This window comes from Alistipes sp. DJF_B185, from assembly GCF_964250025.1.
Classification (GTDB): domain Bacteria; phylum Bacteroidota; class Bacteroidia; order Bacteroidales; family Rikenellaceae; genus Alistipes; species Alistipes finegoldii.
On sequence record NZ_CAXUDY010000005.1, the window covers coordinates 178,540 to 196,296 of the forward strand.

At 57.7% G+C, this 17,757-nt stretch carries 18 protein-coding genes, 1 tRNA gene and 2 pseudogenes; 11 read left to right on the forward strand and 10 right to left on the reverse strand.

Annotated features, from left to right (window positions below; genetic code table 11):
• The first annotated feature begins 5 nt into the window (after nt 1-5).
• The 9 genes from ACESTR_RS08650 to ACESTR_RS08690 all read left to right on the forward strand — a co-directional run bounded on the left by ACESTR_RS08650 (nt 6) and on the right by ACESTR_RS08690 (nt 5,314).
• A complete protein-coding gene (locus tag ACESTR_RS08650; RefSeq protein WP_256128717.1) occupies nt 6-1,118 on the forward strand; it encodes a hypothetical protein in 1,113 nt (370 codons plus the stop codon).
• 4 nt (nt 1,119-1,122) lie between these two features.
• On the forward strand, nt 1,123-1,728 hold the full coding sequence (locus ACESTR_RS08655) for a hypothetical protein (RefSeq protein ID WP_256128716.1): 606 nt from the start codon (nt 1,123-1,125) through the stop codon (nt 1,726-1,728).
• Between the two features lie 13 nt (nt 1,729-1,741).
• Complete coding sequence (locus tag ACESTR_RS08660) at nt 1,742-2,074, forward strand: hypothetical protein (RefSeq protein ID WP_009596358.1); 333 nt, start codon at nt 1,742-1,744, stop codon at nt 2,072-2,074.
• On the forward strand, nt 2,071-2,634 hold the full coding sequence (locus ACESTR_RS08665; RefSeq protein WP_373179111.1) for a hypothetical protein: 564 nt from the start codon (nt 2,071-2,073) through the stop codon (nt 2,632-2,634). Before ACESTR_RS08660 ends, ACESTR_RS08665 begins: the two co-directional genes overlap by 4 nt.
• A 292-nt stretch (nt 2,635-2,926) precedes the next feature.
• Nucleotides 2,927-3,481 (forward strand): phage holin family protein, encoded by a 555-nt coding sequence (locus tag ACESTR_RS08670; protein WP_022331713.1) that lies wholly within the window; start codon nt 2,927-2,929, stop codon nt 3,479-3,481.
• 24 nt (nt 3,482-3,505) lie between these two features.
• On the forward strand, nt 3,506-3,718 hold the full coding sequence (locus ACESTR_RS08675) for a hypothetical protein (protein WP_022331712.1): 213 nt from the start codon (nt 3,506-3,508) through the stop codon (nt 3,716-3,718).
• A gap of 14 nt (nt 3,719-3,732) precedes the next feature.
• On the forward strand, nt 3,733-4,233 hold the full coding sequence (locus ACESTR_RS08680) for a glycoside hydrolase family 73 protein (RefSeq protein WP_256128714.1): 501 nt from the start codon (nt 3,733-3,735) through the stop codon (nt 4,231-4,233).
• Nucleotides 4,230-4,844 carry a DUF6549 family protein gene (locus ACESTR_RS08685; RefSeq protein WP_256128713.1) on the forward strand — a complete coding sequence of 205 codons (615 nt, stop codon included), beginning with the start codon at nt 4,230-4,232 and terminating at the stop codon, nt 4,842-4,844. Before ACESTR_RS08680 ends, ACESTR_RS08685 begins: the two co-directional genes overlap by 4 nt.
• Nucleotides 4,841-5,314, forward strand: coding sequence for a hypothetical protein (locus ACESTR_RS08690; RefSeq protein ID WP_256128712.1), 474 nt, complete (start codon nt 4,841-4,843; stop codon nt 5,312-5,314). The genes ACESTR_RS08685 and ACESTR_RS08690 overlap by 4 nt, the downstream gene beginning before the upstream one ends.
• Nucleotides 5,315-5,356: 42 nt before the next feature.
• Here the strand turns inward: ACESTR_RS08690 and ACESTR_RS08695 are convergent, their stop codons facing one another.
• From ACESTR_RS08695 to ACESTR_RS08735, 9 genes are all read right to left on the reverse strand, one after another.
• Complete coding sequence (locus ACESTR_RS08695; RefSeq protein ID WP_305140657.1) at nt 5,357-6,538, reverse strand: tyrosine-type recombinase/integrase; 1,182 nt, start codon at nt 6,536-6,538, stop codon at nt 5,357-5,359.
• A gap of 155 nt (nt 6,539-6,693) precedes the next feature.
• Nucleotides 6,694-6,766, reverse strand: a tRNA-Met gene (locus ACESTR_RS08700).
• A gap of 227 nt (nt 6,767-6,993) precedes the next feature.
• The gene (locus tag ACESTR_RS08705) at nt 6,994-7,902 is read right to left on the reverse strand and encodes a PLP-dependent cysteine synthase family protein (protein WP_009596330.1); all 909 of its coding nucleotides are present in this window, start codon (nt 7,900-7,902) and stop codon (nt 6,994-6,996) included.
• Nucleotides 7,903-7,928: 26 nt separating this feature from the next.
• Nucleotides 7,929-9,710, reverse strand: coding sequence for a (Fe-S)-binding protein (locus tag ACESTR_RS08710; RefSeq protein WP_130062466.1), 1,782 nt, complete (start codon nt 9,708-9,710; stop codon nt 7,929-7,931).
• 2 nt (nt 9,711-9,712) lie between these two features.
• Nucleotides 9,713-10,048 carry a 4Fe-4S dicluster domain-containing protein gene (locus ACESTR_RS08715; RefSeq protein ID WP_009596497.1) on the reverse strand — a complete coding sequence of 112 codons (336 nt, stop codon included), beginning with the start codon at nt 10,046-10,048 and terminating at the stop codon, nt 9,713-9,715.
• A 3-nt stretch (nt 10,049-10,051) separates the two neighbouring features.
• Nucleotides 10,052-11,056 carry an FAD-dependent oxidoreductase gene (locus ACESTR_RS08720; RefSeq protein WP_022043924.1) on the reverse strand — a complete coding sequence of 335 codons (1,005 nt, stop codon included), beginning with the start codon at nt 11,054-11,056 and terminating at the stop codon, nt 10,052-10,054.
• The gene (locus tag ACESTR_RS08725) at nt 11,056-12,144 is read right to left on the reverse strand and encodes a CoB--CoM heterodisulfide reductase iron-sulfur subunit B family protein (RefSeq protein ID WP_009596468.1); all 1,089 of its coding nucleotides are present in this window, start codon (nt 12,142-12,144) and stop codon (nt 11,056-11,058) included. The genes ACESTR_RS08720 and ACESTR_RS08725 overlap by 1 nt, the downstream gene beginning before the upstream one ends.
• Before the next feature lie 3 nt (nt 12,145-12,147).
• The gene (locus ACESTR_RS08730) at nt 12,148-12,846 is read right to left on the reverse strand and encodes a 4Fe-4S dicluster domain-containing protein (protein ID WP_009596362.1); all 699 of its coding nucleotides are present in this window, start codon (nt 12,844-12,846) and stop codon (nt 12,148-12,150) included.
• Nucleotides 12,847-13,062: 216 nt separating this feature from the next.
• A complete protein-coding gene (locus ACESTR_RS08735) occupies nt 13,063-13,548 on the reverse strand; it encodes a dihydrofolate reductase (RefSeq protein WP_009596466.1) in 486 nt (161 codons plus the stop codon).
• Between the two features lie 256 nt (nt 13,549-13,804).
• Between ACESTR_RS08735 and ACESTR_RS08740 the strand changes: the two genes are divergently transcribed.
• On the forward strand, nt 13,805-15,445 hold the full coding sequence (locus tag ACESTR_RS08740) for a sodium:solute symporter family protein (RefSeq protein WP_237958866.1): 1,641 nt from the start codon (nt 13,805-13,807) through the stop codon (nt 15,443-15,445).
• Between the two features lie 7 nt (nt 15,446-15,452).
• Here ACESTR_RS08740 and ACESTR_RS08745 read toward each other — a convergent pair.
• Nucleotides 15,453-15,503 (reverse strand): annotated as a pseudogene (locus tag ACESTR_RS08745) (hypothetical protein); the annotation flags it as partial.
• Between ACESTR_RS08745 and ACESTR_RS08750 the strand changes: the two are divergent.
• Nucleotides 15,500-17,731, forward strand: a pseudogene (locus tag ACESTR_RS08750) (FAD-dependent oxidoreductase); the annotation flags it as partial. The pseudogenes ACESTR_RS08745 and ACESTR_RS08750 overlap by 4 nt on opposite strands.
• Nucleotides 17,732-17,757 lie beyond the last annotated feature (26 nt).

Sequence of the window (17,757 nt, forward strand, 5' to 3'; positions counted from 1 at the left end):
ATATCATGGCAGACAAACAAACGTTAGCGGTAGTACAGGAAATCCTGCTCAAGTCACGCATCAAATTCACAACAGGTACCGAGGCCGAATGGACTGAGGCAAACCCCGTCCTGCTCGACGGTGAGTACGGACTTGTAAGGGGTACATCTCCGTTGAAATACAAGGTCGGCGACGGCACAAAGACTTGGTCGGCACTCGGCTGGGCAAATGTCACCTCTCTTGCGCAGCTCATGGCCGATGCCTCGCATCGACTTGTGACGGATGCCCAGATTACAGGTTGGAATGAGAAAGCGGATGTATTTACCTTCAACTACAACGCTTATCTGCATCCACCGACCGAAGGACTCAACCCGCAGGGACAAGTCGCAAAAAACATCGTCGCGGCGATCAACGCCAACAAAAAATGCGTTGTGGTCGCACAAAATGTCGCCGTGCAGGAGATCGAAGATTCTATAAGCGGTTTCGTTTCCATCACCGAGGTTTCCGCTTCGGCCGTCACCGGATTGATCGATACTATCCGCATGGCCTCGGACGACAGCGGTCGCACGGTATTCCTCGCTACTGCTTCCATCACGTTCAAGTCCGACGGCACCGTAACCGTGGCGGCCGTACCTTACACCGGGCGTATCGTCATGGAAGAAGACCTGCCCGAATACAGCACGGAAAAAGCTCCGACGGTTAGTGGGTTCGCCGCGACCTACTACCTCACGCGGAACGGCAGCCGTATCGGCGTGCCGATCAACATCCCGCTCGATCAGGTGCTGCGCGGCTCGTCAATCAAGACCGTGACGACGGCCAATTCGCCTTACTCCGGGGCCAAGGTCGGCGACAAGTACATCGAGTTCCTCTTCCAGAACAACAACACCCCGCAGTACCTGCCCGTGCAGGATCTCGTCGATGTCTACACGGGCGACGACCAGTATATCCAAGTGACGGAGTCGAACGTAATCAAGCTCAACTACTCCGTGCTGTCGTTGAAACTGGCGGCCGACTTGAAGAAGTCATACGACAACTTTTACGACCCGAAGGGTGCCGGAGAGGCGGCGGCAAAAGCGGCCATCGACGAGTTCAAGGAGAGTACGTTCGTCATTCAGTGTACCATCCCCGGAATGAACTGACGCTATGGCAGGTACTGAAAAGATAACCGGGCGGGTTCAATTCCCGATGTTTACGGCGGCCGCACTGGCCGCCGCAAATCCGGTGCTTCTCAAAGGCGAAGTCGTGTACGAATCCGACACACGCAGGCGGAAAATCGGCGACGGTGTTACCGCATGGAACTCTCTCCCCTACGAGTCGGATGGTGAAATGGCAGGCAGTATTCACGCTTCACAGATCACTACGGACGAAACGCACCGTTTCGTGACCGACAGCGAGAAAAAGACGTGGGGCGATAAGGCCGCCAAAGACCTGTCGAACGTAACGCTGACAAAAGCGCTCTCATCCAACGGTTACTACAAAGCACCGGACGGGCTGATGTTTCAATGGGGGATATCCCCCGGCGGGGCGTATCAGTACTATTTCAGTCCTGCATTCATCGCAAAGCCGTTCGGATGCTTTCTGACGGCTTATTACGGCAACGGCAACGTCATCACAGCCGCGTCGTATGTGGAACTGACCGCCCAATATTTACGCTACCAATCGCGCTGGGCGAACCTCACCGACAAGAACGGAGGTCTCGCATCCTCTACCGAAACCGTCCATTGGCTGGTGATCGGACGCTGGAAATAAAATACAGGAAGCTATGAAATACTGGAAACAAGGATTTTATGACGAACCCGTCGAGGGCGGTGTAGAGATCACCGACGAGAGGTGGTTGGAACTGATCGACGGGCAGGCAGCAGGTATGCTGATTACCGAGGATGAGCAGGGCAGCCCTGTTTTAACGGAATATGTCAATAGCGTCCCGGTGCCGACCTACGAACAGCGGGTGCAGCAAAGCATCCGAGAGCGGTATTCGGTCGACGACGAACTGGCGATACTCCGCCAGCGGGACACCAAGCCGGACGAGTTCGCGGCCTATTACGAATACGCCGAGCAATGCAAAGCGCAGGCAAAAAAGCAGATGCAATTATGATTGGAAGAATACAACACCCGAAATATACGGCAGCGGCGCTCAAAGCGGCCAATCCCTTACTACTCGATGGCGAGGTCGTCTACGAATCAGACACGGGTCGTCATAAGATCGGGGACGGAGTGAATAAGTGGACGGAATTACCCTATCCCATGAATGCCGAAGCCGTCCCGGCGGTTACGTGGAAAGTACAGGGCGGGATGCTCTGCGTAAAGCCTGCCACAGACTTGAAAAATCCGATTCTGAAGCAGTGTTTCGTGGGCATCCTGCACTACAAAAACGCGAAGAAGCGATACCGCCGGAACCCTCAAACCGGGCAGACACAGAACCGTCCTCTGAATGCGGGGTTCAAGCTCGTACAGGACTCGTTCTCGCGGGATGAGGTAAACTGGACACCCGTTCGGATTAATCCTGTTCAGTTCGATACAACGAAGGTAAACGCCGCGGGCTGGATGCCGATAATTTCCGTTGCAGACCTCTTGGAAAGGTGGGTCGTGCGCATTGGCGACCGCGGTTTCGTGGGGGGGGGGGGAAATTCGAGCTGCATCGCGGCACCAATATAGGCGACCGCGGCGGAAAGCTGGAGCCTTCCGGAAAGCGCAGAATGCAGGTTTCATTTTACGGCGGAGTTGTATTGTTTACGGGTAATCCTCAATACCGAACCGAGGGGGCACGCGCCTATTTCAGAGTAATAGCCCGAAACTACGATGAAACAGCAACGATAGTACATGTATAACTTTTTTGACGGGGTGTGACCGATAACAAATATTCCTTTGCGGGAGATGGTTGTATTATGACTCATTCACTGGGGATTTACTTAACCTTACTCGTCACTTTTTTTGAAATTTCTGAATTATGATAGATCATATTTTCGCGGCGATACGTCCGCAGCTCATCATCCTCACGATCGTTTACCTGCTCGTACTGTTCGTGATTTTCCTCGACCTGTGGGCGGGTATCCGCAAAGCCCGCAAACGCGGGGAGCTGCGATCATCGCTCGGCTACCGCAAGACCGTCGAGAAGATCGCCAAGTATTTCAATCTGATTTTCGTGGTGACGGCAATCGACGCCGTGCAAATGCTCACCGTGTGGCAGATCAACGAGCAGACCGGGAGCCGCCTGCCGCTGATTCCGATTCTGACGGTATTGGGGGCCATGTTCATCGGCTTCATCGAACTGAAGAGCGTCTATGAGAAGTCCGAGGATAAGGAAAAGGCCAAGATCGCGGATGCGGCGGCCGCGCTGGGATCGGCGTTGAAGAACCGGGAGACGCAGGGCATCGTGGCCGCGGTGCTGGAGTACATGGAGAGAGCAGGCCGGCAGGCCGGCAACCCCCGCGGCCCGGCCAGAGACGAGCAAGCCCCCGGCCCCGAATTCATGCCGAACCCGGATATTTACGACGAGGAGTAAAAACCACTCAAACACCAAACTACCATGAAAGCAAATTACACCCTTGAGAAAGTGGAAACAGAAGACGGTTTTGCAGCCACTTATCTCCTGATGTGCGACGGCTATCAGGTCGGCTCGGCAATCAATATCCCGGATATTGTAAAAGGAGCGAAAATTATCCCGGCAGCTGGTGGCCGCGAGGCGCTCGTGATCAATGTAAAAGGACGAATAGGAAGACCGCGGCATATAAAATTATAAAGGCGACCAAGATCATGACACCGAAAGAATTTAAGAAAACCTACTGGCCGGACATCGCGGCCTCATGCGAGGAAACCGGGCTGAACCCGCTCTTCGTGGCCGCGCAGGCCGCGCTCGAAACCGGCTGGGGAAAGTCCGCCATCGGCAACAACCTATTCGGCATAACAGCCTCGAAGAAGTGGCGCGGGGCGGTGAAATACGTGCGGACATTCGAGTACTTCGACGACGACAAGCAGGGCCACCGATTCCCCAAAGTACATTCCATTACGCGGATGCCGGACGGGCGCTACAAATATGTCGTAGACCGGGCTTTCCGCCATTATCCCTCTGTCCGGGACTGCCTGACCGACCACTCCCGCATATTGCTGACCGAACGCTATGCCCCTGCCCGCCCGTACAAGGATGACGTGTACCAGTTCGCCTACCGGGTTGCGGCCTGCGGATACTGCACGGCAAAGCCGGCGGATTATGCGGGGCTGATGCTCAAGATATCCAAAACGCTCGAAAAGGCATGAAAAAGTACCTATTCCTCGCGCTGCTGATCATGGGCGGTCTGCTGTGGTTGCAGACCGCACGGCTCCGCTCGGAGAAGCGCGAGCGCCGCCGGTTGAAGTCGAACCAGACCGCGCTGATGTCCGATGTCGAAATCTACCGGACAAAGGCAGGCAAGGCTGCCGCGTCGAACATGGTGCTGAATCTCCGCGTCTCGGAGCTGGAGCGACTCCGGGCGGCAGATGCCGAGAGCATCCGCGATCTCGGCATTAAACTCAAGCGGGTCGAATCGACGGCCAAGACCGCGACGGCGACCGTCGTAAAACTGCGGGCAAAACTCCGGGACACAGCCGTCGTCCGGGAGACCCCGGCCGGGGCGGTCATTATCGACTCGATGCAGACATTTCGCTGGCGCGATCCGTGGGTGACGGTCGAGGGGTTGATCGAGCGCGACTCGGTCGCATGCCGCGTCGAGAGCACCGACACGCTCCGGCAGGTCGTACACCGGGTACCGCGGCGCTTCCTCTTCATCCGCTGGGGAACCAAAGCGATACGGCAGGAGGTCGTGTCGTCGAACCCGCATACACGGATCGTCTACACCGATTATATCGAACTTAAAAAACGAAACCGATGAAAAAATTTCTGAAAACAGCATGGGCGGTACTGCTCTACTTGTGGCAGCTCCCGCAGAACCTGCTCGGCCTTGCGTACTTGGCATTCTGTTTCGACCGCGTGAAAATCACCGAGCAACGCGGGGCCGTGTTCTATGCGACGAAGCATGTGCGGGGCGGCATGACGCTTGGGCGGTACGTTTTTATCGCACCGGGGAACATCGACCGGGAACCGGTCTACGACCATGAGTTCGGCCACGTCCGGCAGTCGCGGCGCTGGGGCTGGCTATGGTTGCCTGTATTCGCAATTCCGAGCGGCCTGCACAACCTTTTCTGCCGCGCGGCGAACTACTACCACTTTTACACCGAAAGGTCGGCAAATCGGCTCGGAGGCGTGCCCAACTACGCCGGGGAATACCACTACCACATGGATGGACTGATAGTCACCTATTGGGACAAGTTGGTCGAACTCAAAGACAAATATTTCAAATGACATTACACACACAAATCTCCATCGATATCCGATGGGATTTTGTTACAAGACGCCCTGATAATTCAATAAAAGCGGATTTGCATCCCGAATATCCTGCGGCGTATACACATCGGTCATCAATAGCGACGAGTGCCGCGCCTGTTCTTTAACCGAAAGGGTATCATACCCAGCACGGAGCATCGCGGTAATTCCGGTATCCTTCAGACTATAAAATTTGTACTCTTTGGGAAAGTGGAGAGCAGGGCGGATTTTCCTGCTCCAAAAGTCACGGTAAGTCTTTTCGTTTACCCATTCCGGCCCCGGTCTAAAATCCTTGGAAAAAATATAGTAGGTACCCGGAGCATCAAAATACCCAAGTTCGGCCATCAACTCGATAATTTTCTGGGGTATAGTAACACATGCCGAACGCTTATTTTTCGAGATTGTATCGTCAATATAAACCGTCTGTTTACTGACGGATATATCACACAGCCGGAGTTTGGCAATCTCCTTCGGACGGATAAGCATGTAGTGCAGAAAGTAGCAAACCAAAAGGAAGTAGCGATTATTCTCTTGAAGCCAATCATGCAGGCGTTGCATATCATCCACAGCAATAACCTTACGTTCTTTCTTGAGCAAAGCCTTGCCAATACTAACCAACCCATCCGTCGGTTTTTCTTTGATATACAGATGTTGCACCAAAAAGGCGCTGAACGACCGAAGGAAAGCCAAATAATTGTTGCGTGTGCGTGGCGAATTTTCCCGTTCAATATAGACATAGTCCAGAAAACGAACACAGAAAGCCCGGTCGAATTGATAAACATACCGTATAGACACCCGCTGATTATCGTTCCATTCTTCCATTATGCGAGCAAAACAGATATAATCGTGGTGCGTTGATGCCCGGTGTACTCCGTCATTCAAGAGTTTGGTTATGTAATTTCGATAATGAATCAGCGCGTCGGAAAATAGTTTGTAGGAGCGGTCGGCATCAGCCTCTATCCAAGGATTCCAGCCAGCTTCCAGCTTTGCAGACAGCCGATGACATACCTGCGCGGCATATTGCCGTTTCTGGGAGGCCGTCCCGACGGAATTGATTTTTATCCGCTTTCGACGCATTTCGCCCTTTGATGGGTCGAAGGCGTAAAAACTGATAAACCAGCAAGCGCCCGTATGCAAACGGGGATAGGTGTACGAGAGGATCTCGTTTAACGCAGAATTTCGCGCAGTTTTTACAGACAACATTTTTTTTACATTTTCGCGGTCAGCGACCCGACGCAAAAATGTAGAATGTTGATTTTCAAGCCAATTCAGACAAATATTTTGTCCCGGAATTGTCCCGGCTATTTTAGAAAAAAGGCCGTAACTAACTATATTTCAGTTTGTTATCGGCCTTTAAGTAGCGGGAGGAGGACTCGAACCTCCGACCTTCGGGTTATGAGCCCGACGAGCTGCCAACTGCTCCATCCCGCGATATGTCTTTAGTGATGTACTATCGCTTTTGCGTGTGCAAAGATAAGACAAAAATTCGGATTCTACAAATTTTTTCGCATACAATGCGGCAATTACGATCTATCATGCTATTTATCAGCCGCCAACAATTATTTTTTCGCTTCTCGGCATCCAGCACAATCCGGAAGAGTTCTCCAACAGCCCCCGGAATCCGAATCTACCGGCCCAAAGCCCGCGCTTGCCGGGCCTCAATCCTCGAATTCCCGGAACATCGTCGTGCTGAGGTACTTTTCGGCACGGTCGGGAAATACGACGACGATATTCCCCGACTCGATACGCGCTGCGGTACGTACGGCGGCCAGCATTGCGGCGCCGCTGCTCATCCCGGCGAAGATACCCTCCGCGGAGATGATCCTGCGGGCCATGTCGATCGCCTCCTCGCTCTCGACCAATTCCTGCACGTCGATCTTCGAGGGGTCGTAAATATCGGGCACGATTGCCTCCTCCATATTCTTGAGACCCTGAATATAGTGCCCCTTGGTCGGCTGGGCGCAAACCACCTTGATCGCGGGATTCATCACTTTCAGAAAGCGCGACAGCCCCATCAGGGTTCCCGACGTTCCGATCGCGCAGACAAGATAGTCGATCTGTCCGCCCGTCTGCTGCCAGATCTCCAGCGCCGTGTTTTCGTAATGCGCCAAGTAATTGGCGGCATTGGCGAACTGGTCGGGCATAAAATATTTGTCGGGATTCTCCGCGACGAGTTTGCGGGCCAGACGGATCGCGCCATCCGTCCCTTCGGCGGCAGGCGTCAGACGCACCGTGCCGCCGTAAGCGCGGATGATCTTGCGGCGTTCGATCGACACGGCCTCGCTCATCACGATCTCCACGGGATAGCCTTTGACGATGCCGACAATAGCCAGTCCGATGCCGGTATTTCCCGACGTGGGTTCGATGATCGTCTTCCCTTTGGTCAGGCGGCCTTCGCGTTCGGCGGTTTCGATCATCTTGACCGCAATGCGGTCCTTGATGCTGCCCGTCGGATTGAACCCTTCGAGCTTGGCGAATATCTTCACTTTCGGATTGGGCGACAGCGCATTGATCCGAACCATCGGCGTAGAACCGATGGTGTCCAAAATCGTTTTCTTTGCTTTCATCTTATACTCACTAACCTAACTCAGTCTTATCTCAGCCCGGCGGCGACGATCTCCGCCAAGTCGCGCACCTCGCCCCTCGTGCCGCGGCCGATGGCCTTCTTGCAGAGCGGGCAGGCCGTCACGATCACTTCGGCGCCCGTGGCCTCCAGTTCTTCGGCCACCGCCTGCGCAAGGCGCACCTGCTGACCGTCGGAAATGGCCGTATTGGCGACCGAAGAACCGCAGCAGGGTGCGTTTTCGCGCGTCTGCGCGGGTTCGAGCAGTTCGCCCACCGCTTCGATCACGGCGCGCGGCTCGTCGTAAATGCCGCTTCCGCGCCCCAATTCGCAGGGATCGTGGTAGGTGAAGCGCGTCGGGCCGTGCACGACATCCAACCGTCCGGCCCGGATCAGACGCAGGATATATTCCGAATGGTGCAGCACCTCGATTCCGGCCAGTTCGTAATCCTCGCGGAAAACCTTCAGGCAGATCGGACACGAGGTCACGAGCGTCGTGATGCCGTGTTTGCGGAACAGATCGGTATTGTAGCGCATCATCCTGCGCGCCGAATCGGTCTCGCCGGCCAGCTTCAGCGGCCGGCCGCAGCAGACGCCGCCTTCGCGGTCGGCCCACCATACCTCTTCGCCCGCGGCGCGGAACACCTTGTCCATCGCCGACATCGTACGGGGCGTAAGCAGGGTCATGCACCCCGCGAAATAGCCCACCTTGCCCTCTCCCGAGGAGCGATCCAGCCCTTTGAAATAGTCGTAACGCTTCTCGTCGGGCACGTTGCGCATCGTATCGCGCGAGTTGAGCCGCAGCGTATTCAGGTCTATGTCCACAGGACACTTTTCGGCGCAGCGCCCGCACATCAGGCAGTTGTCGGCCGTCGCCAGCCGCAGCATCCGGTAACGGCGGTCGCGCAGGAAATAGACCGACTGCACGTCATTGATTCCCAGCACGCTCTGCAACTGACAGGGATCGATGCAGATACCGCAGCGCGAACATGCTTCGACCTGAAAATGATCGAACGAACCCTCCTTTTCGGTCGAGCGGAGTTCGTAATGCCGCAGGAAAATCAGGGGAATCTCGGTAAAGATATGCATATACCGCGAGAACGGCAACGCCACGAAGAAAATACCGAGGCATGCGGAATAGGCCCACCATGCCGCGCTTTCGAGATTCATCAGCGCGAGCGTGCTGACGTGCTCCGCCATCCACGCGCCGACCGCCCCCGTCAGGAATCCTCCGCCGCCGTAAAGGGCGCAGGTCGTGCTCTCGGCGATCAGGCGCACCGGGAAGACGAACCACAACGCCGAGAGGGCCACGCGGTCGCCCAGCAAGTGCTTGGTCGTACGCCGCATGCCCATCGCCCGCGAGTAAACGCGCTTGCCCCAAGCCAGCGCCACGCCCGAAAGGACGAAGAGCAGCAGCAGGTCCATCAGGAAGTCGAACACGGGCTTATGTTCCAGCCCCGTGGCGAAATATTTGAAAAAGACGTGTCCCTGCAGCGGCACATAACGGAATCCGAGGTAGGCGATGGTCTCGATCCACCCCACGGCAATCAGCAGAAACCAGCCGAAAGCCAGACTCATGTGCATGTAGCCCAGCAGCGGATTGACCTTGAAGATGCGGCGGTGCAGCAGCGATTCGCTGATCACCTCCCACACGGCCGCCAGCGTACGGCGCGTCGGCAGTCCGAACAGAATCCGTTTCTTGTCGGCGCGGGGCAGCAGGTAGAGCCACGAACCCCACTTCCAGAGCAGTACGACGAACATCACGGCCGCGCCGACCATGAACGGTATGCAGAATGGTGCGAAAAAAGTCATCGTCAGAAGTCTCCCAGTTTACGTTTGATAAGCATGACTACGCCGCGCGTGTTGATACCGCGCGGACACACCAGCCGGCATTTGCCGCAGAGCATGCATTTGTTCATCTCCTCGTAGGCACCCTGATACTCGCCGCGGCGGACGAGCGTGTGAACCTTGCGGAAATTGAACTCCGTGAGATTTCCGGCCGTGCAGACCGCCGTGCAGGCCCCGCATCCGATGCAGGCCTGCAGCTCCGGCATTTCGTGCAGGATTTCGTCGCTCTTGCGCAGGTTGTTGCGGTCGATGTCGATCGCCCGCGGCTTGGAGATGGTATATCCGAAATTGATCGCCGCCATACGCTATGCCCCCAGATATCGGGCCGCAGCGTCGGCAGCGGCCGTTGCTTCGTTCAACGATTCGCCGATATTCTTCGGCGCCGTGACGGTTCCGGCGTAAAAAATGCCCTCCACGTTGCTCTTCACGTTGCCCAAGAACATGTCGCGCGGCGCCATGAAACCGCTCGGCGCACGGTGCAGGCCCGCGCCTTCGGCCAGCACGGCGTTGTCGTCATTGGCCCGCATGCCGACAATCAGAATCAGCATGTCGACGCTCATGCGCAGCGGACGTCCCGTCAACGTATCCTCAGCCTTGATCTGCACGCGGCCGTCGATCGTCGGGCTGGCTTCCGAAATACGTCCCCGGATAAAGTGGATGTTGTATTTCTGCTGCGCCTCGCGGTACATCTCTTCGTATCCGGGGCCGAACATGCGGATGTCCATGTAGAAATTGAAGACGTCGGCGTCGGGAAACAACTGTTTCATCTCCATCGCCTGCTTCACGCCCGTAATGCAGCACACCTTGGAACAGTGCTGCTGGCAGACCTTTTCGTCGCGCGAACCCACGCAGTGCAGGAAAGCGATGCGCTTGGGACGCGAGCCGTCGGCCTTGGCCACACGGCCTTCGTTGAGCATCCGCTCGATGTCCACCGTCGTAAAGACGTTGTCGTAGATGCCGTAGCCGTACTCCTCCTTGATCGACGCGTCGAACAGCGTGAATCCCGAACACAACACCACCGAGTCGCACGCGATCGTACGCCCGTCGGTCAGCCGCACGCCCTCGCGGGTAAACCCGGCGGCTTCGGTCTGCGTCAGCACCTCGATACCGCGCTCCGCGACGCGGCGGCGCAGTTCGGTGAGAATCTCCGACGCCGGGGTAAACGACGGGAACAGCACGTGCCAGCCCCGGAGTTTGCCGCCCAATTCGGCCTCCTTTTCGATGATTACAGGTTCGATGCCCTGTTCTGCCAGACGCAGGGCCGTTTGCATGCCCGCAACGCCGCCGCCTATGACTGCCACTCGTTTCATTACTCTCTGATGTCGTATATTGTGTCCGTCGGGCAGCAGTTCACCACCGCCGACGCAGGTTTACCGATATATTTTCCGTTGCGGCCGAGGTATTTGGCCGCGGGGTCGTACTCGACGCCCATCTTGTCCAGCAGGGGTTCGACGTCGACCTGATGCATCTGCATGCCCAGCACCCAAGGATCGTAACCGAGCACCAGACCGGCCATCTCCTCGTAGGTCAGGACGGGAATCCCGTGGCCGTTCTGGCCGTAAGTCGTCCCCTCCATCTCGGCGATCGTGTACTGCCACTTGTCGAGGAACATCGCGCACCCCGGACAGTTGGCCACGATGAAATCGGGCTTGTAAGGGGCCATGCTCTCCAGTTTCTTGTGCGAATTGGCGATCGAATAGCCGCGGTTGGCCTGCACCAGATAGTTGCGGAACCCGAAGCCGCAGCAATGCCGCCGTTCGGGATAGTCCACGCACTCGCCGCCCCACGACTCGACCATGCCGGCCAGCACGTAGGGAAATTCCGATCCGCCGATACCCGATTTGGGGAATATCTTGGCGTAGTGGCAGCCGATATGCTCCACGACCTTCAGCGGTTCGCCCGTCTGGGCATTGACCAGCCGGTGTTTGGCCCGTGCGGCGATCTGCTCGCGGAAGTGGAAGACGACGTCCGACGTGTGGGCCAGACTCGCAGGCTTTTTGAATTCGCGCCCCGTGGCCTTGTAAAGGTTCTCGCGGGTCTTCGCCTCGGTCTCCGGGAACTCGTGCCATGTGGCCAGAATCTCCGTGTAGACGCCGAACGAAGTGATGCACGACGAAACGAGGTTTTCATACCCGGCTTCGGTCATCAGCGCGAACTGCCGCGCCACGACCGTCATGATCGTTTCGAGCGGCACGATGTCCGAGTGGTAGCCGATGCCCGTGCAGGACGAGTGCAGCGGATCGTCCGTCAGGTCCTTGCCCAGATCGTTGCGCAGCATGTCGATGAACAGCTTCTCGCTGCCGGGAAAGAAATTCTGGCGGATACAGCTGCGGGCGTAATAGTAGTGGTCGTCGGCAATCTCCTTCTGGTAATCCTGCCAACTCTTTCGTTTTATCATCTGCTAATAGTGTTCGTTGCTGTTATTGAGGAAGACGTCCATCATGTACTTCTGATCGGCTCCCTCTTCGTAACCCAGTTCGCGGGCCTTGCGGTCGGAGTGCTCCTCGATGGCGTCGAACATCTCCTTGCCGCCGCTGACCTCGAAAATCCGGTGAATCTCGTCGAGCGACTTCTCGTCCAGACGGCGCAGCGCACCCGCGCCGTGGCGCATGTAGACCGGCGTGAACTGACCGTAAATCTCCTTGTCGTTATCGTAAATCCACTGCCACACGGTTCCCTGTTCGGGGTGCAGTTCCGGTTTGACGAGCCGCGGGACGATGCAGTAACCCGTGCGGAGGATGTTCTCGCCGATGATACGCTTGAGCGCCAGCTGCTGACGGCCCTTTTCGCTCTCGACGAAGAACCCCAGCTTCTGCGAAAGGGTCCGCAGCGCCTGAATCACATAGCCCGGCGTGTTGCCGCGCGGACAGCGCGGACGGCACGACATGCACTCGCCGCAGTACCAGATCGTATCGCTCTTCAGAAGCTCCTCGATGGCGTCGTCATCGCGTGTCTGCACGATGTTTACGATCTGACGGGGATCGTAATTGTAGAACTCGGCAGCCGGACAGACGCCCGTGCAGACGCCGCAGTTCATGCACGACTGAAGGCCCTCCTTCATCCGCACGTCCTCCATCAGCATGTCGAAATATTTTGCCATTTTTCTCTTTTCTTTGTTCGTTCGCCCTTCCGCCGGCACCGAATCGCCGCATGCGGTCCGGACTGCCCGGCGGATTTGCACCGCTTCCCGCATCCGGTCCGGCAGTCGCCTGCATTCGCCGCGCAGTGCGAAAAAAAGCGTCCGGCATGTGCATAAAAAAACCTTTGCGTCTGCAAAGGTAGGGATTACGGCCGAGCCGTGCAGTGGTATAAATACCTAATTTCGCCGCCGTTCGTAGGTCTCGAACGCAAAGGGATAGGGATAATTCGCGCCCGAAGCGAACGACTCGGACGACACGAGCCGCCACTCGGCGTCGTTCCATGCGGGAAAATGCGTATCGCCCTCGTAGGCATGGAAAACCCGCGTCAGGTAGAAGCGGCCGGCCAGCGGAAGGGCCTGCGCATAAATCTGCGCGCCGCCGATGACGAAGACCTCCTCTTCGGCCGGGAACAGCGCCACCGCCTCTTCGAGCGAATGGGCCACCCTGCATCCCGGAATCTCCATCTCCTGCCGCGTGACGACCACATTGGTCCGATTGGGCAGCGGCCGTCCGAGCGACTCGTAGGTCTTGCGCCCCATGACGACGGGATGGCCCGACGTAACGGACTTGAAGTATTTCAGGTCTTCGGAAATATGCCACAACAGGGCGTTCTTATCGCCGATCACGCCGTTTTCGGCGACGGCTACGATGATGCTTACCATATATATTTATAATGCGATCCGCCGCCGCAGTCCGCCTGAGACGTCCGGCCGCCCTGCAAAGATAGCAATAATTCGGTTCGGCACAATGGCTCCGCCTGCGAACCGAAACCCCACCCGGCCCCCGCATCCGGCAACTCCGCAACCGCTCCCGGCAATCGCAATCGTTCCCGAAATCGTTCCCGAAGATTTTATTCGCCGATCGTGCGGAATATCTTCCGGCAAATTCTATTTTTGTTCGTAAACTACAACCTGAACTATGGAAATTCTGGACTACATAACCATCGCCGTCTTTGCGGCGGGCATCATGTTCGTCGGTTCGCTGTTCTCCTCGACCGGCAAAAACATGAAGAGTTTTTTCGCCGGAGGCGGCAACGTCCCTTGGTGGATCAGCGGACTGTCGCTGTTCATGGGCTTCTTCTCGGCCGGAACGTTCGTGGTATGGGGGTCGATCGCCTACTCGATGGGCTTCGTCGCCGTCACCATACAGCTCACGATGGCCGCGGCCGGATTCGCCGTCGGCCTGCTTATCGCCCCGCGCTGGAACAAAACGGGCTGTCTCACCGCCGCGGAATACATCACACGCCGCTACGGAGCCTCGACGCAGAAGCTTTACACCTACATCTTCCTTTTCATCTCGATCTTCACCACCGGCTCCTTCCTCTATCCGATCGCCAAAATCATCGAAGTGGCCGCCGGGATTCCGCTCTCGTCCAGCATCCTGATACTCGGCGTGTTCTGCATGATATACGTCTCGCTCGGCGGCCTTCGCGCCGTGGTCGTGACCGACGTGCTGCAATTCATCATCCTCTTCGCCGCGGTCATCATCGTCATTCCGCTCGCATTCGGCGAAGTGGGCGGCGTCCCGGAGTTCCTCGCACGGGTTCCGGAGGGATTCTTCACGCTCTTCGCGGGAGAATACAACTGGGTGTTCATCGTCGCGTTCATGCTCTACAACCTCTTCTTTCTGGGCGGAAACTGGGCTTACGTCCAGCGATATACGAGCGTGCGCACGCCCAGAGACGCGAAAAAGGTCGGCGTGCTGTTCGGCGTGCTGTATACCTTCAGTCCGATCCTGTGGATGCTGCCGCCGATGATCTACCGCGTCTTCGAACCCGGACTTTCGGGGCTTGAAAACGAAAACGCCTACCTGCTGATGTGCAAGCAGACGATGCCCGCCGGCATGCTCGGACTCATGCTCGGCGGCATGATCTTCGCGACCGCAAGTTCGCTGAACGCCACGCTGAACATCTCGGCAGGCGTCTTCACCAACGATATCTTCAAACGCCTCCGCCCCGCCGCCGGAGAGACGACGCTGATGAAAGTCGCCCGCATCTCCACGCTCGGCTTCGGGGTGCTGGCCATCGCCGTGGCGCTGCTCATCCCCAACATGGGCGGCATCGTCAACGTCGTCATCAGCGTGGCGGCACTCACCGGAGTGCCCCTCTACCTGCCGCTGATCTGGAGCCTCTTCTCCAAGAACCTGAACGGCAGGGCGATCCTCAGCACGACCGTCACCAGTCTGACCGTCAACGCCGTTCTCAAATTCATCACACCTGCGGTCGTCGGCTTCTCGCTCAGCCGGGCCGAAGAGATGCTGGTCGGGGTGCTCTTCCCCGCGCTGCTGCTGGCCGGCTATGAAATCTATCACAAACTCTCCGGCTCGCGCGTCTGCGTTCCGATGCCTGCGGCAGAGAACGCAGCGGCGCCCGCCGCCGAGGACGCCGGCACGGATAACAACAACAGCATCCGCATCATCGGCGCCGGAGCGGCGATTTCGGGCTGTTTCATCTCCCTGATCGCGCTCCTGTCCGGCGGGGAAACCCTCGTTCCCCTCACGACGGGTATCGTCCTGACGGTATTGGGCGGCCTGATTTTCCTCACGACAAAAAACAAATAACATATGTTTATCGGTGAATTCGAAAAAAGCCGCAAACCGGCGAAAGTACACAGCCGTCACAGTCTGGTGATCGTGGGAGGAGGCCTTACCGGCGTATGCTGCGCCATTACCGCGGCCCGTGCGGGCGCCGACGTCGCGCTGATTCAGGACCGTCCCGTGCTGGGCGGCAACGCTTCGAGCGAAGTCCGCCTGTGGGCGCTGGGAGCGACCTCGCACATGGGCAACAACAACCGCTGGTCGCGCGAAGGGGGCGTCATCGACGAAATACTGGTCGAGAACACCTTCCGCAACCAGGAAGGCAATCCCGTGCTGTTCGACATGGTGCTCATCGACAAGGTGCTCTCCGAACCGAACATCACGCTTTACCTCAACACGTGCGTATACGACGCCGAAATGTCCGGCCGCACCGTCAGATCGGTCACGGCGTTCAATCCGCAGACCGGAACGCACCACACGATCGAAGGCGATCTTTTCGCCGACTGTTCGGGCGACGGCGCACTCGCCTACATGGCGGGAGCCGAATACCGCATGGGAGCCGAGGACCGCGAAGAATACGGCGAGAAGTTCGCGCCCGACAAGACCCGATACGGCGAGCTGCTGGGGCACAGCATCCTGTTCTACATCAAGGACACGGGGCGTCCCGTACGCTTCGAAGCTCCCGAATTCGCCCTGAAGGAGGTCGAGGAGCTGATTCCCCGGCTCCGGAATCCGGAGTATTTCAGCACCTCGCAGCACGGCTGCAAATACTGGTGGCTGGAGTACGGCGGACGGCTGGACACGATCCGGGATACCGAAATAATCAAATTCGAACTCTGGAAAATCGTCTACGGCGTCTGGAATCACATCAAAAATTCGGGCAAGTACCCGGAGACGGAGAACTACACGCTCGAATGGGTCGGGCTTTTCCCCGGCAAACGCGAAAGCCGGCGGTTCAAGGGCTACTACATGCTGACCCAGCAGGACATCATCGAACAGCACGAGCACTACGACGCCGTTTCGTTCGGCGGCTGGTCGATCGACCTGCACCCCGCCGACGGCGTTTACGGCGCAGGGCGCGCCTGCAACCAGTGGCACAGCAAGGGCATCTACCAGATTCCCTACCGCTGTCTGGTGACGCCCGATGCGGACAACCTCTTCATCGGGGGCCGTATCATCAGCGTCAGCCATGTGGCCAACGGCTCCACGCGCGTCATGTGCACCGCCGCACACGGCGGGCAGGCGATCGGCACGGCGGCCGCAATCGCCCTGCGCGACCACCTCAAACCGGCCGACCTTATCGGCCGGGAGCGTATCGGCCAGCTGCAGTCCGCACTGCTCCGCACCGGACACTTCCTGCCGGGCGAACGGTTCGGCCGCGGCATGCTGCCCCCGAAGACCCGGATCAGCGCATCCAGCGAATTTGCGCTCGAACGGCTGCGCCCCGACGGCACCCGCTTCCGGCTGGACTGCTCCGTCGCCGAGCTTATCCCGGTCGGCGGCCCGGTTCCGGCCGTCGGTCTCACCGTGCAAGCGGACAAGGCGACCCGGCTGACGGTCGAACTGCGCAGTTCGTCGCGCAGGGGCAACTACACCCCGGACACGACCGACAAGCGGCTCGTTTTCGACCTCCGGGAGGGAGAAAACAGACTGACCGTCGATTTCGGAATGCGCTACGAAGCGCCGCAGTACGTCTTCATCTGCTTCATGGCCAATCCCGACGTAAGCATTCCGATGAGTTCGGAGATCGTCTCCGGCCTGACTTCGGTATTCAACACCGTCAATCCCGCGGTCTCCAATTTCGGCAGGCAGACTCCGCCGGAGGACATCGGGGTCGATACGTTCGAATTCTGGTGTCCAAAGCGCCGTCCCGAAGGGAAAAACATCGCGCTCGAATTCTCCGCGCCGCTGACCTGCTTCGGGGCTGAAAACCTCCTCAACGGCTACTTCCGGCCCTACATACAGCCCAACGGCTGGATCCCGGCCCCCGACGACCGAACGCCGTCGGTCCGCATCGACTTGGGCGAAGAACGGACCGTCCGGCAAATCAGGCTGTTCTTCGACACCGATTTCGACCACGCATTGGAGAACGTGCAAATGGAGCATTTCGATTCGGTGATGCCCCAGTGCATCCGCAACTACCGCATTACCGACGGCGACGGGAACCTCTTGTTCCGCACGGAAGGCAACCACCAGAGCTGCAATACGATTGCATTGGACGCCCCGCACACACTGCGCTCGATACGCTTCTGGCCGGAAGACTCCGCCCCCGAAAGGCACAAGGCCCTGATGGGGATCATTGTCGAATAAATTGCATAACTTCGAACCGGAAACCG

Coding starts and splice junctions, on each gene's coding strand:
- ACESTR_RS08650 (WP_256128717.1), top strand. CDS start 6: ATGGCAGACAAACAAACGTTAGCGGTAGTACAGGAAATCCTGCTCAAG.
- ACESTR_RS08655 (WP_256128716.1), top strand. CDS start 1,123: ATGGCAGGTACTGAAAAGATAACCGGGCGGGTTCAATTCCCGATGTTT.
- ACESTR_RS08660 (WP_009596358.1), top strand. CDS start 1,742: ATGAAATACTGGAAACAAGGATTTTATGACGAACCCGTCGAGGGCGGT.
- ACESTR_RS08665 (WP_373179111.1), top strand. CDS start 2,071: ATGATTGGAAGAATACAACACCCGAAATATACGGCAGCGGCGCTCAAA.
- ACESTR_RS08670 (WP_022331713.1), top strand. CDS start 2,927: ATGATAGATCATATTTTCGCGGCGATACGTCCGCAGCTCATCATCCTC.
- ACESTR_RS08675 (WP_022331712.1), top strand. CDS start 3,506: ATGAAAGCAAATTACACCCTTGAGAAAGTGGAAACAGAAGACGGTTTT.
- ACESTR_RS08680 (WP_256128714.1), top strand. CDS start 3,733: ATGACACCGAAAGAATTTAAGAAAACCTACTGGCCGGACATCGCGGCC.
- ACESTR_RS08685 (WP_256128713.1), top strand. CDS start 4,230: ATGAAAAAGTACCTATTCCTCGCGCTGCTGATCATGGGCGGTCTGCTG.
- ACESTR_RS08690 (WP_256128712.1), top strand. CDS start 4,841: ATGAAAAAATTTCTGAAAACAGCATGGGCGGTACTGCTCTACTTGTGG.
- ACESTR_RS08695 (WP_305140657.1), bottom strand. CDS start 6,538: ATGTTGTCTGTAAAAACTGCGCGAAATTCTGCGTTAAACGAGATCCTC.
- ACESTR_RS08705 (WP_009596330.1), bottom strand. CDS start 7,902: ATGAAAGCAAAGAAAACGATTTTGGACACCATCGGTTCTACGCCGATG.
- ACESTR_RS08710 (WP_130062466.1), bottom strand. CDS start 9,710: ATGACTTTTTTCGCACCATTCTGCATACCGTTCATGGTCGGCGCGGCC.
- ACESTR_RS08715 (WP_009596497.1), bottom strand. CDS start 10,048: ATGGCGGCGATCAATTTCGGATATACCATCTCCAAGCCGCGGGCGATC.
- ACESTR_RS08720 (WP_022043924.1), bottom strand. CDS start 11,056: ATGAAACGAGTGGCAGTCATAGGCGGCGGCGTTGCGGGCATGCAAACG.
- ACESTR_RS08725 (WP_009596468.1), bottom strand. CDS start 12,144: ATGATAAAACGAAAGAGTTGGCAGGATTACCAGAAGGAGATTGCCGAC.
- ACESTR_RS08730 (WP_009596362.1), bottom strand. CDS start 12,846: ATGGCAAAATATTTCGACATGCTGATGGAGGACGTGCGGATGAAGGAG.
- ACESTR_RS08735 (WP_009596466.1), bottom strand. CDS start 13,548: ATGGTAAGCATCATCGTAGCCGTCGCCGAAAACGGCGTGATCGGCGAT.
- ACESTR_RS08740 (WP_237958866.1), top strand. CDS start 13,805: ATGGAAATTCTGGACTACATAACCATCGCCGTCTTTGCGGCGGGCATC.